10 protein-coding genes and 2 pseudogenes are annotated in these 12,775 nt (G+C 60.1%); 6 read left to right on the plus strand and 6 right to left on the minus strand.

What is annotated here, in order from left to right; genetic code table 11:
• From N3C12_13955 to N3C12_13965, 3 genes and pseudogenes are all read left to right on the plus strand, one after another.
• Positions 1-963 (plus strand): annotated as a pseudogene (locus N3C12_13955) (PQQ-binding-like beta-propeller repeat protein).
• 48 nt (positions 964-1,011) lie between these two features.
• Positions 1,012-1,116: pseudogene (locus N3C12_13960) on the plus strand (energy transducer TonB).
• 377 nt (positions 1,117-1,493) lie between these two features.
• The gene (locus N3C12_13965) at positions 1,494-2,786 is read left to right on the plus strand and encodes a PQQ-binding-like beta-propeller repeat protein (GenBank protein ID MCX8073531.1); all 1,293 of its coding nucleotides are present in this window, start codon (positions 1,494-1,496) and stop codon (positions 2,784-2,786) included.
• Positions 2,787-2,814: 28 nt separating this feature from the next.
• Here N3C12_13965 and N3C12_13970 read toward each other — a convergent pair whose 3' ends face one another.
• From N3C12_13970 to N3C12_13990, 5 genes are all read right to left on the minus strand, one after another.
• Complete coding sequence (locus N3C12_13970) at positions 2,815-3,060, minus strand: hypothetical protein (GenBank protein MCX8073532.1); 246 nt, start codon at positions 3,058-3,060, stop codon at positions 2,815-2,817.
• A gap of 20 nt (positions 3,061-3,080) precedes the next feature.
• Positions 3,081-3,980 (minus strand): CoA-binding protein, encoded by a 900-nt coding sequence (locus N3C12_13975; GenBank protein MCX8073533.1) that lies wholly within the window; start codon positions 3,978-3,980, stop codon positions 3,081-3,083.
• Between the two features lie 2 nt (positions 3,981-3,982).
• Positions 3,983-5,191: an acetate--CoA ligase family protein gene (locus N3C12_13980; protein ID MCX8073534.1), complete on the minus strand. Its 1,209-nt coding sequence runs from the start codon at positions 5,189-5,191 to the stop codon at positions 3,983-3,985.
• A 179-nt stretch (positions 5,192-5,370) separates the two neighbouring features.
• Positions 5,371-5,784, minus strand: a complete 414-nt coding sequence (locus N3C12_13985) for a PIN domain-containing protein (protein ID MCX8073535.1) — start codon at positions 5,782-5,784, stop codon at positions 5,371-5,373.
• The gene (locus N3C12_13990; protein ID MCX8073536.1) at positions 5,781-6,014 is read right to left on the minus strand and encodes a ribbon-helix-helix protein, CopG family; all 234 of its coding nucleotides are present in this window, start codon (positions 6,012-6,014) and stop codon (positions 5,781-5,783) included. Before N3C12_13990 ends, N3C12_13985 begins: the two co-directional genes overlap by 4 nt.
• Before the next feature lie 392 nt (positions 6,015-6,406).
• On the opposite strand from N3C12_13990, the gene N3C12_13995 reads away from it, so the two are divergent.
• A complete protein-coding gene (locus tag N3C12_13995) occupies positions 6,407-7,495 on the plus strand; it encodes a radical SAM protein (GenBank protein ID MCX8073537.1) in 1,089 nt (362 codons plus the stop codon).
• A 15-nt stretch (positions 7,496-7,510) separates the two neighbouring features.
• Here N3C12_13995 and N3C12_14000 read toward each other — a convergent pair whose 3' ends face one another.
• Complete coding sequence (locus N3C12_14000) at positions 7,511-8,530, minus strand: LLM class F420-dependent oxidoreductase (GenBank protein ID MCX8073538.1); 1,020 nt, start codon at positions 8,528-8,530, stop codon at positions 7,511-7,513.
• Positions 8,531-8,663: 133 nt separating this feature from the next.
• On the opposite strand from N3C12_14000, the gene N3C12_14005 reads away from it, so the two are divergent.
• Both N3C12_14005 and N3C12_14010 read left to right on the plus strand, forming a co-directional pair.
• On the plus strand, positions 8,664-10,223 hold the full coding sequence (locus N3C12_14005; protein ID MCX8073539.1) for a L,D-transpeptidase family protein: 1,560 nt from the start codon (positions 8,664-8,666) through the stop codon (positions 10,221-10,223).
• A 207-nt stretch (positions 10,224-10,430) separates the two neighbouring features.
• A complete protein-coding gene (locus N3C12_14010) occupies positions 10,431-12,758 on the plus strand; it encodes a response regulator (protein MCX8073540.1) in 2,328 nt (775 codons plus the stop codon).
• The last annotated feature ends 17 nt before the right edge of the window (positions 12,759-12,775 follow it).

Raw genomic sequence — 12,775 nt, forward strand, 5'->3', positions numbered from 1 at the left:
ATGCGGCCGCTTTTGCTCGCGCTCGTTGTTGGTACTGCCATCATCACCGGCTGCAACTCGGGGGGCTCGGGCAGTAGCGCACTGGCCTCCTCTGCATGGCCGCGGTTTCGACATGACGCCGCGCACACGGGGGCCGGCATCGGCCGAGTGAGCACAGCCCGTGGCAACCCTTTGGGTGTACCCGTGGATGGCGCGGCGCCGTATTCGCCGGTGGTCGCGTCCCCAGCTCTGGGGATTGACGGGAGCGCGTACGTCGTGAGCACGGGAGGTACGCTGGCGGCCGTTAAAAGCAACGGTGAGCTCAAGTGGCGAACTGGAGAGTGCGAGGCGTGTCCAGACGGAAATACCACAATCGGACCCACGCTCTCCTCCCCGACCGTCTTCGCCCCGCCTGCTGGCGCAACGGTGGTTTACTTCGGATCTGCGAGCGGACGAATCTACGGCTTTGAAGATCGGCAGACGCATCCCGCGTGTACCCTCTGCTTCCAAGCCACCACTGTTCGCAGCGACCTGGAGGCCGTCACTTTTACCGCGCCGGTGACCTTGTTCACGCACGTGGTGACGGGAAGGGTAACGCAGATTCTCGCGCCGGCAGGGGTGAGGAGCAAAGGCTCTCCCCAGGAGACGGGGTTGGTCTTCGCGATTACGACAAGTGGGGACCTACTCTGGACCTATCCGCGTACGGCCACGTACCCCTTCCCCTTTATCACCGCGGCAGCTCTCGGTGCGGGATCGACGTTGATTTTCGGAAGCGGCGATGGCTGGCTGCACGCCGTAAATGTGCTGCTGGGCGGCGAGCCAATGTGGACAACGTTTGTGGGTCCGTTTGAGGATCCCGATACGCCTGTCGCACTTGCTCCTGTGACCTCAGGCTCGACCCTATTCGCTTATACTTCGGACGGCACCGTTGTTGCGCTCTCCGCAAGCGGCGCAGTGCAGCTCTGGCGGCGCAAATTACCCGCGACGCAAGTGGCCGCGTCGTTCGCTCTCGGTGTGCAAGCGGCAGTACCGACGCCTGAAGACACACCCACTCCGGAGCCAACGCCCTCGCCTAGTCAGCCTGTTTTGCCAGTGCCCACCGCTACGCCCAGCAACGGCGCCCCGCAGCCCACGCCCACAACAACTGCAACCCCGTCACCCACGGCCACCGCCACTCCCCTCTCCCTGGCATCAAGTCTTTTCATCGTCACGAAAGATGGCCGCCTACTTGTTCTGAACTCTGTGAACGGGGCTGATGTAAGAACTGGGGATGTCCAACAGGCCGTGGACGGTGAAGTTCTGTCGAGCCCAGCGCTGTCGCTCGACTCATACCTCGTATTCGGCAGCACAGCGGGTACACTGTACGCAATCGACACGAGCTCCGGGCGGTCAGCTTGGCCTCCGATCGCCCTGGCGCCAGGAGTGCCTCTTCGTTCGTCACCAGCAGTTGACCGCGACGGCACAATCTGGATCGGTGCCGATAACGGGTATCTGTACAGAATTGGAGGCCAGTGATGTGCTGCAGACGTAATCGGGTTGTGGCGGGGATCGTTGTCAGTTTGCTTGTCGTGTTAACCGCATGCAGCTCCGGTGATGGAGTGCGCTGCAGCTTTGCTCAGCCGGCCCGACTAGCGAATTCCAGTTGGCCGAAATTCCAAAGGGATCTTCAAAACACCGGGGCAATCCGGAGCAGGACACCGTTCGAACAGCCGCTCATACGAGCGCAATTTCGCACCCCCGACGGAGGTCGCTTTTTCGCAGGGCCTGTACTTGGAAATGGAGGGCCAGCGAGCTCGGCTGCAGATCGCCGCCTCTACGTCGGGGACTCCAACGGGCGGATGTACGCCTTAGATAGTGAGAACTTGACCCCGCTCCTAGATTCCGAGTTCTCGTTTCTGATTACCTCAGCAATTCGTACCACGCCACTGGTCGCCGTCCGCCAGGATCAAGAGGCGCTATTTTTCGGCAGTGAGCTCGGCTTCGTCTACGCAGTTACGCAGAACGGGAGTCCGCAGCCACAGGTTTGGCCGTTGAATACCGGAGGCAGCGTCGGCCTCACGGTCGCTTTGCACCCGACGGACGGAACCGTCTATGCCCCTTCAGCGGCTCGAGCTTTGTATGGGATCTGCCCCAACGGCGTCATCCGCTTCTCGAGCGTCAGTGTGGCCCCTCTTTCAGGCGGCCCCGCTGTCACTCCAACTGGGGAAGTCGTGTACGGGGGTGACGATCGTTTGCTCCGGATGGAACGCAGCGACGGATTCCTCCTCTGGGCGGTGAGCGTGTCCGCCCCGGTGCGCAATGCGCCAGTGATCGAGTTAGATGAATCCAACCCTTCCAACGTGAAAGCCATATACGCCCTCGATGCAAACGCCCGACTCTTCAAGATATCGCCTTCCGGGCAACTCCAATACGTTGCGTCACTGAGCGACAACATAGGCAACGGCGGTCCACAGGACGCGGTCGTGGCGAGCCCAGCCTTGGCCAACGGCCGGTTGTACGTTGCGGTTCCTGGAGGTCAGCTCGTTGCCGTTGATGCGAACTCCGGTGTTCCCATATGGTCGTTTTTCGCTGCCGGCGAGATCGTCGCACCGCCGGTGGTTTTGCTGCACGAGTCAGGCACCACCGTTGTGTTTGGGAGCACCGCGGGCGACCTACACCTGGTCGAAGACGCGGGTAACGTTAGCGGTGCAGTGAGCACCGTGTCCGTTGGGGCACCGATTCGAACTCCGCTCGCCGTCAGCGTCGCCGGTCCGGCTCCCGTGTTCTATGTCGCGGACGACTCCGGAACCGTTTCCCGAATTGAATAGGGCTGTGGGCAATTACCCCGAGGCGGACTCAGTTGCGCCGCGTCAGCACTTCCCGCTCTCCGTACAGTTTCTTAACCTTTACTCCTCCGGGAGGAGCAACGGCTAGGCACAACTCGCAGAGCGTACATTCATCCAAGTTTTTCTCGACGATTTCGAGCGAGTCCTTGGGCCCGAGCGCGAAGATATTCACAGGGCACACTTCGACGAGCTTGCGCGCTAAGTCGGTATCTCGAGCAACCTTTGGGTCGACTTCAACGTCGATAAATAACGCCATTGCAGGGCTCCTCCTCACACTCACAAGCCCAAGCGGCTCTTGACTATCCCGGGGATATCTTCGATCCGCTCCGCAACAGAGATCCCGGCGGCTTCCATGCGGGCAATCTTTTCCGCCGTGGTGTCGGCTTTACCCTCGACAATCGTTCCAGCATGCCCAAACCGCATCCCCGGCATTTCATCCATGAATCGCCCCGCCATAAATGCCACAATGGGAAGTCTGGATTTCTTCTCGACCACGTATTGAGCGAGCTCGGCCTCCATTCGACCGCCTGGTTCACAGTAAATCACTATCGCTCGGGTTTCTGGGTCTGCTTCAAAAAGCGGCATCAAGTCGGCGTAAGTCGACCCGATGATCGGGTCGCCACCGATGGACACTGCGGTCGACTGCCCGAGGCCGGCCGCACTCAGGGTATTGCACATTTCAGTTGTCATCCCTCCGCTTCGGGACATCACGCCGACGAAGCCCTTCTTAAAAGCCTTTCGCGCATCCTCCGCCCGGCCCCCGAGTCCTCCCATTTTCGCCTCGTCTGGAGAAAGAATTCCTAAACAGTTCGGGCCAATAATCCGCGCCCCTCGCACCCTGGCCATCTCCACCATTTGTGCAACTTCGTACCGAGGAATCCTCTCCGTCACGATCACAACGAGCTTGATTCCAGCATCGAGAGCCTCGAGCACCGCGTCTTTGGTGAAGGCGGGCGGCACAGCGACAACCGAGCCGTCAACGCGCATGCGAGAAGTAATTTGCCGCACGGTGTCGTACACCGGCACACCATACACTTCGCGTCCGCCGCGTCCCGGAGTCACCCCACCCACGATTTTGGAACCGTAATCGAGGCACTCCCGAGTCATGTTGACCGCTTCACGGCCCGTGATTCCCTGGATAATGAACGTAGTGTCCCGCGTAATCAGGATCGACATCTTCAGCCCTCGCGCATCTTTGCCACGGCCCGACCGGCGGCTTCGTACATCGACACCGTACGGTCGCAGTAGTCCACACCGTAATCTTGAAGAATTTTAAAACCTTCCGACTCCCAAGAACCGGGGATCCGGAAAATCGCGATTTTCTCCGAAGGTTTGTACCCTGATTCGATCACACCTTTGATGACACCACGGGCCACGAGGTCCACCCGCGTGTTGGACACGACGTTCATCATGACCGCGATTTTCTTCACGCCAGGTTTAGAAAGGATCAGTTTGGTCAATGCACACGTCTTCGCCACACTCGGGTTGCCGCCAATTTCGCAATAGTTTGCCGGCCGCCCGCCGTGTTTGCGGATGGCGTCGAACAGCGTCAACGACCCGCCCCCGGCACCGATAATCAAACCCAAATCCCCGTCGAACTCCACCACGTTGCCCGCCACACCTCTCGGATCCGAGGCATCGATCTGCGCGCCGCGAATCTCGAATTCTGTCGGCGGCCGTGCTTGCCGCTTTTCACTCGGGTCAATACCCAGTTCCTCCAACAGTGCCCGCTGCGACTCTCGAGCATCGTCTTCCAAATCGACGTGACCGTCGAGACACACAAAGCGCCCATCCTCGAGCCGTGCCAACGGGTTGATTTCCGCTAACGTCAGCCCGTGGTTCTGAAACGCACGAGCCAATTGCGCGGCAATGTGCGTCAGGCGCAGCAGAGGCGTGCCACTGACACCGAGCGAAGCAATGAGTTCTTTGGCCATGTAGTCCGAGAAGGGATGAATCGTGGAAAAGTGCCGCTTGGCGATGTGCTCCGGGTGCTTCTCCGCCACTTCCTCCACATCAATCCCACCCATATCGCTGAAGATCATCACCGGCAGGCGAGCGAACCCATCCCAGGTCACACCCAAATAGTATTCCTGCTCCACGGGGGCACGCCCCTCAACGAGTACGCCTCGTGGCGTGTGCCCTTTAATCACTAGGCCGAGGATCTTCTCTGCGGCGTGCGCCGCTTCAGACGGGGTCTCAGCAAACAAGACTCCACCGGCCTTCATCCGACCGCCGGTGAGAACCTGAGCCTTAAGCACCACGGGCCCGCCAATTTGCTCCGCGATGGCCGCTGCCTCCTCAGGCGACTGGGCCACGCGGGACCCCGCCGGCAATGGGATTCCATACTTGCCAAACAGCTTTTTTGCCTCAAACTCGTAAAACCGCATACAATTCGGCTCCTCTTCGGCCGCGAAGGCAGGGCTCGCCGGTAGCCATTCCGTGCCTCAGGGTCAACAGAGACACGGCCCCTACTACCCATCCCACCTGCTGCCGGCCGAAGCTCCCTTCTCAAACGAGCCGAGGCGGCACCGGATCGCCGCAATATCCAGTAGAGTAAGCTCCGTTCTCACAAATCGCGCGGAAGCAAAAGAACGTCGCCGCGCAAACGCACTGCCCCGAAGTGGCGGAGATCAAGGGTGGCGATGGCTTCGGCCCGCCGCCGCTCGGCAATAGCCATCACCACGCCATCCACCAAACCAAGCTGCAGCGCCCGGTAACGCCGGTTGAGTGCATAAGCTCGATCCAAATCGGCTGGGTCCCCCCACTCGACGATGAATGCGCCCGAAACAAGGTCCTCCCGGAACGCGTCGGCAACCCGCTCCCCCAGTTGAGTGCGCGCAAGGTAGTCGACCTCGGGAAGAATCGCCCAGGGCAAGAGCCACGCTGCGGGATCCTGTTCAAATAAAACGCGAATCACCTTGTGGTGCCGATCATCGGCATCGAGCAAGCTTAAAACGGCACCAGTATCCGCGACAATCATGAGCGCCCCAAACCCTCAAGGAGCTCCTCGGCACGCTCGCTGAGGTCACCTTTGCCGCTGTGCCCCTTACCAAGGCTTGCGGGCAACCTGGCACCGTGCTCCCGCGCGTACCAAGCAACAGCCTCGCGCACAAGTTCCGCTGGTTTGCGGCCTTGTTTGCGGGCCAGGGCCTTCAGCCGCTCGTAGTCGGCCCTGTCCAGGTAGACTGTGGTTTTGTGTGGCGTTTTCATATGGCAACCATATATGGCAATTCAAGGAAGAACGCAAGCCTTACCTTCAGGCTTTCCAACCCACCGGGCTGCAGAGAGAATGCCTGCACACTGCCACTTTGTTCGCTGACAACGAACTCAACGCACGCTCGGCTGCAACCCTGGCGGTGCTTTCAGCTCCACTGAGTCCCTCAACCAGCCGTACTGTTAGCCAGAACAACAGTTGTCTGACCAGGCAAAAAATCGAGGACCGTCTGCCTGTGCGCGGAGGGTCCAAATGTCGCCCACCTTGCAAGGAAACCAACGTATGTGGCCGCGCTTGTCGCGGTGGCCCGCGGGCTACGCGGTCCGCACGATGAATTACCGCGTGCGCCAATTCCCCTTCGCTCCAGAGGCAGCTAGACTGCCCAGGCGTGGCAGCATGGCAAGCAGAGGCGCCAGAGGGCAGTTCCACAAGACTCCCCGAGGCAATCGCACGCTTTGTCGTTACACCGCCGCCGGAGCCCGGCTACTTGCGCTTGTTGCGTAACGGAGAGCTCGCTCGTCGAGTTGTCCTAGCGCGCGCAGAACTCAGCAAGTGTGAGATGTGCCCACGGCGTTGCAGGGTAGACCGCCTGCATGCCGACGCTACTGATCGGTCCGAGGGCGAGGCAACCGAGTTCCGGGGCTCGGCTCGCATGGTACCCCTACACATTCCGAAGGGCACTGCCTGCTTCACCGGCCGGTGGGCCCGCGTGGCTAACGCCTTTCCTCATTTCGGAGAGGAAGATTGTCTGCGTGGATGGAAAGGCTCAGGCACCGTTTTCTTCTCTTTTTGCAACTTGCGCTGTGTTTTTTGTCAGAACTGGGACGTCAGCCAGCTCGGCGAAGGGACAGAAGTGCAAGCCGAAGAACTCGCGGCACTGCTCTTAGACCTTCAGCGCCGGGGTTGTCACAACATTAACTTGGTCACTCCCGAGCACGTCGTGCCGCAGCTTCTCGAGGCTGTGCTGCTGGCCGCTGAGGCCGGGCTCGAGTTGCCCCTCATTTACAACACTAGTGGGTACGATTCTCTGGCTAGCCTCCGCTACCTCGACGGTGTCATCGATATTTACATGCCGGATTTCAAATACGCCTCACCGGCGTTGGCCAAGCTGTACCTGAAAGCCGAAGATTACCCCCAAGTGGCACGAGCGGTCGTCCGCGAAATGCATCGACAAGTGGGGCCGCTTTGTTTTGACAGCCGTGGTCTTGCGCGCCGAGGTCTACTCGTGCGCCACCTCGTCATGCCCGGGGCTAAGGATGATGCCCTCGAGATTCTTCGGTTCCTCGCGGAGGAAATCTCGCCGGATACCTACGTGAACCTCATGGACCAGTTTCATCCGGCAGGAGCAGTTTTGGCCGGCAAGTATCCAGAGCTTCTGATTCACAACGTCAAACGGGATCGGGATGAACTTGAAATTGCCGCGCGCTCCTTTGGGCTTTGGCGTTTTGACTTCCGCTGGCGAACGGCCTGGTGGTAGACCGCACCCGAACCCTCATCCGAGTACGAGCTCTGCCATCGTCCGCACTACGGACATGTCGTGAGACATAATCAGGAGCATGGTCACAGGACTTTCCCGCCACGCCTCGAGTCGATCCCGGATACGTTCTTTCGGCCCAACTAGAGAAATTTCATCCGCGAACTGATCCGGGACCGCAGCAACTGCTTCATCCCGCCGCCCCTCCAAAAATAGTTGCTGGATCCTCTCGGCCTCGGCTTCGAAGCCCATCCGCGCCATGAGTTCTTTGTGGAAGTTGCGCTTTTGTGCCCCCATGCCTCCGATATAAAAGCCCAACATTGCCTTCACCGGAAGTAAGGCTGTGTCCACATCATCTCCGACGTTCACAAAGACGAGAGGAGCAATTGCAAACCCGGGCTTCGCATGACGAATTTGCTCCGCATAAACCTCAGGCCGATACGGGGAATAATACAGCGGAAACCAGCCATCACAAATCTCGGCCGCGAGCGCGACGTTCTTCGGTCCCTCAGCCCCGAGCCAGATTGGCAAGTCCGCTCGTAACGGGTGTGTGATTGAGCGCAACGGCTTTCCCAAACCCCACGATCCTGGACCAGAGTACGGCAAAGGATAATGTGGGCCAGGGTTCATCACCGGGCCTTCCCGCCTCAGGACCTGACGGATGATTGCAACGTATTCGCGCGTCCGCGCAAGTGGCTGGCCGAATGGCTGACCGTACCAACCCTCGACCACTTGCGGCCCCGAAACCCCTAATCCCAAGATGACGCGGCCACCCGACAGGTGGTCAAGCGTCAGTGCAGCCATGGCCGTCGCCGTCGGTGTCCGCGCAGAGATTTGCGCGATTGCCGTACCTAAGCGAATGCGCGTGGTGTGAGCGCCAATCCATGCTAGCGGAGTAAAGGCATCCGACCCCCAAGCCTCCGCGGTGAAAACCGCCGAGTATCCAAGCCGTTCTGCTTCTTGCGCAGCCTCCACAAACCCTTGGCGCGGCTGCGCTCCCCAATACCCGAGCTGCAAACCTAATTCGAGATTCTTCATCGCCGACGCCTCAACGAGTTTTTTGCCGATAGTGCATCCTGCCGGCCATCGCAAACCACAGGCCTTCAACTTCCGATTGCGTGTAGAAGCAAACATCGGCAACATCGAGAGCGGAGGTGAACAAGGAGGTTACGTGGTGGAACGAACAAGCAGCACCTGGGCTTCTGTCCTGACTCTAGTCTCCCTCGTTTGCGTACTCATCGGTGGGGCCGTCGCCACGCGCGCAGACACCGCGCGACCCTCGGTCAGTGAAATGCTGCTCGACTGGATGAAGTGGGGAAGCGAGGAATGGTTGAGGAGAGCCGAACAAGAATACCGTGAGGGAAACTTGAAAGAGGCCGTAAAGGCAGCCGAAGAGGCCGTCCGGCTCAGACCGGGTTCGGCGTACACCCATCGGCTTCTAGGCTATCTCTACGCCACTTTAGGGCAGAATCGAGAGGCCCGTGCCGAGTTCGAGCGAGCCGCAATCATTGAACCAAAGTTGCGGGTCACTTTAGCCGACTTTTACCTCGCACAAGCTTGGGCGGAACTGGAGGCGCAGCTCCGCCGTGACCCTAACGACCCGGAAATCGCGCGGAGGTTGCGAGCCGTGGCGGCCTTAGCGGAACTGAATCCGGAACTGAAAAATCTGCTGCGCCGCCAGGAAGAACCTGTTCGCGACTCGGCTGCAGCCGAAAAAGTGCCGCCGGTTTTGCTCAGCGAGTCTGCCCCGTATGCGCTCGTGGTGGAAAAACGTTCCCAGACAGCCCGCTTGTATCGCTGGACCCCGTCCGGAATTACTCTCGATCGCACCTACCCGGTCACGACTGGGCAAGTGTCCGGCGAAAAGCAACGAAGAGGCGATATGCGTACTCCCGATGGGGTATACACCGTGCAAGACCTCATTCCCGGTGACAACCTTCCGGAGATCTACGGTGCCTTTGCGCTACCCTTGAACTACCCAAATGCGTGGGACCGACTGCGACGCCGCGACGGTCATGGGATTTGGATCCACGGAAGTGACCGTCTCACGCAGCCTTTCCGGCCACGCGAAACACGCGGCTGCGTGGTGATGCGTGAGGAAGACTTGCTCCACTTAGCGAATCTCGTGCGCCCGCAGCTCACTCCGGTTTTGATTGCCGAAGTGGTGCCCTACAAAAGCTCCCGTGACTGGGAACAGTGGTTCGCACCGCTCCGTACTGAACGACAAGCCGGAGAGCTGCTGGCCGCGGCGCTAGGCCCGGACTACGTCGCCGCAATTCATCGCGGAGGCGAGCAGATTACTCGATTGTACTACGCACGCGATCGAAGTTGGACAGTGCTCGCTCGCGAAGCCGAACCGGCTCTCAACCCGGAGGAGTGGGGTGAGAAGATTGCCACCGTCCTACCACAGAGCGTCAGCTCGCTCGAACGAATCGAAATCGAGCGCAGTGCCAAACTGCCCCGCCTCGTGATCCGTACAACCCAGCCAGCGCGCCCGAGAGCTTTCAAGCAAGAATCGGCAGACCGTTTGTACCTAGACCTTCCGGGTGTGCGGCCTGGCCCCGTCCCCGAGACAATGGAAGGAGACGGCGCCTGGATTCGCCAAGTCAAAATCGGGGCCAGTCATGCGGATCCCCCAGTAACCCGCGTTGTAGTGGATCTTTACCAGCCGACTACTTACCGGATCACGACCAGGGGCAAAGAAACCGTAGTATCTTTGATGAAACCGTAACGGGTAACCCGAATAGAACGATCCCAGCGGTGCTGCTGTCATGTGACGGACACTTTTCGGTGCAACTGTTCATTTTTGTCGCGACCACCATCAGGGATGAGGGGCACTGAGCACTCGTGACCCGTAGCCTTCCTCGGCTGCAATGTGGCACGTGGTTTGCCCCTCTCTTCGGCTCATGAACCCACCGAAGGCCTGTGTGCTCGTGACATGAGGGAGGCGGGTTCCCGCCGACTCTGCAAAGCCCGGTATCTATCGCTGAGCAACCTGCAACCAAAGGAAGGGGAGGCAGCGTTGGAGGAAGGAAGGCTCAACCCATCGACACAATTGTTCCGCGACCGGCTTCGCACTGCGCTCATCATGGTGGCCGCGGCTCTGTTCCTGTTCGCGATCGGGGAGTGGTTCTGGAGCCGCGATCAGGTCGAGGGGCTTTATGCGCTGAAAGTCGTGGAGTTCGCTGCCATCGCATTCGGACTGCTCGTAACGCGACGGCTGCGGAGCCAATCTGTGTACGAGCTCAGTGCCGTCGCGGTGTTCTCAATCTTGAGCACGACGGCTGCACTCGGCGGCCTGATCGTAGGTGATCTGGTCACCCCAGCGCTCGTCCTCACGGTCATGGCCCTAGCCGCAGCCGTGCTCTTGCCATGGAGCTGGCGGTTCCAGCTGGTCGCCGTAACCGTTGCCACCGCCGCGCTCGTGCTGTCTACTTGGGTGTCGCCCCCGACGAGTTGGTCCGAAGTGGGTTACGCCTACGTCACTGCCGCGGTCGCGTTCCTGGCATCGGTCTACATTTGCGCGGAAGCAGACCGCTACCGAAGCAGTCGGGAGCGTGCAGAGGCTGAACTCCGCGCCGCTCGCCGCGCAGCCGAAGAGGCCAGTGAGGCAAAAACTCGTTTCCTCGCCAACATCTCGCACGAAATCCGCACGCCGTTGAACGGCATCATCGGCATGACCCAGATCGCGCTCGAAACGGATCTAACGGAGGAGCAGCGCGAGTACCTGGAAATCGTCCGCATGTCCGCCGACACACTGCTCTCCCTGGTAAACGATATCCTGGATCTTTCCCGCATGGAGAGCGGCCAGCTACAACTCGAGCCCATCCCCTTCTCCCTGCGCGAGCGCATTGGCGAACTGATGAAAGGGCTTGCCATTCGCGCCCACCAGAAACAGCTAGAACTCGCCTGGCGTGCCGCCCCGGATGTGCCCGATACCCTTGTCGGCGATCCCTCTCGACTACAGCAAGTTCTTGCCAACCTCGTCGGCAACGCCATCAAGTTCACGGAACACGGGCACGTCACTTTAGAGGTCGAATGCCAGAGCCCGCCGACCGAGACGACGGTGGTCCTTCACTTCGTGGTCCGGGATACCGGTGTGGGGATTTCGCCGGAGCGCTCCCGCCACTTATTCGAGCCGTTTGAGGGAGAGGAAGTATCCAGTCAAGCGACCCGACCAGGCGCTGGCCTCGGGCTGGCGATCGTTAAACGCCTGGTTGAGCTGATGCATGGAACCATCTGGTTCGAAAGCGAACCCGGGGTTGGAACACACTTCCATTTCACCGCGCGCTTTGCGCCCACCAATGCAATCAGCCCGGTCGTCCCCAGAGTGCTCCCCTTCCATGTCACAAGCCGCATCTTGCTCGTCGAACCGCAGAAGGCGACCAGAAACGTGATCAACGAGCTGTTTACTAGTTGGGGTCTCCGCGTAGCGTCGGCGAAGAACGGCGCCGAGGCACGCGCATTACTCGAGCGCGGCATACGGGAAAAAGCTCCGTACAGTCTCATTGTGCTCAGCAGCCATCTGCCTGACGAGGATGGCCTTGCGCTTGCCGAGGCCATCATTTCCGATCCGCGCTATGAAACTCCACAAATCGTTTTACTCACAGACAGCACGGCGGTCGGTGAGGCAGCGCGCGCTCGCGCCCTTGGGCTCAGCCCACCCGTGATTCGCCCACCCAAGTACGAAGAGCTGTTCCGGGTTATCGTTGCGGCGTTCGGCCCGGAGTCGCGACCCACATCGCTCGTAACCATGCTCGGCGAAGTGGCCATCTACAGTGCGCAGACACGTACTCGCCGCCGCATTCTGCTTGCCGAAGACAATCCAATGAACCAACAACTCGTCAAACGGTTGCTCGAGCCGCGGGGATATGAAGTGGTGATCGTGAGCAACGGTGCCGAAGCTGTAGCGGCCATGCAGAAAAACGGATTCGACCTCATCCTGATGGACCTGCAAATGCCGGTCATGGACGGCATCGCAGCCGCACAGGCGATCCGCGCGTTGGAACCGCCTGGCAGACCGCGAGTGCCCATCTTGGCGCTCACGGCGCACGTGCTGCCCAGCGATCAAGAACGTTGCCTTGCTGCTGGAATGGACGGGTATATCACTAAGCCGATCCAAGCCCGACGCTTGGTAGAAACCGTAGAGGCGTTCCTGACATTCGTGCCCGTAGCTCCCGGTGGGCCGGGCGGCGCTAGTCCCCCAAGCAGTGGCGGCACCTCACCGTCGCAGCGTGGCCGGGCACACGGACCCGCACGATACTAAACGTCCCCTTCGCATCC

It is taken from the genome of Candidatus Binatia bacterium, from assembly GCA_026415395.1.
Classification (GTDB): Bacteria; Desulfobacterota; Binatia; order HRBIN30; family HRBIN30; genus HRBIN30.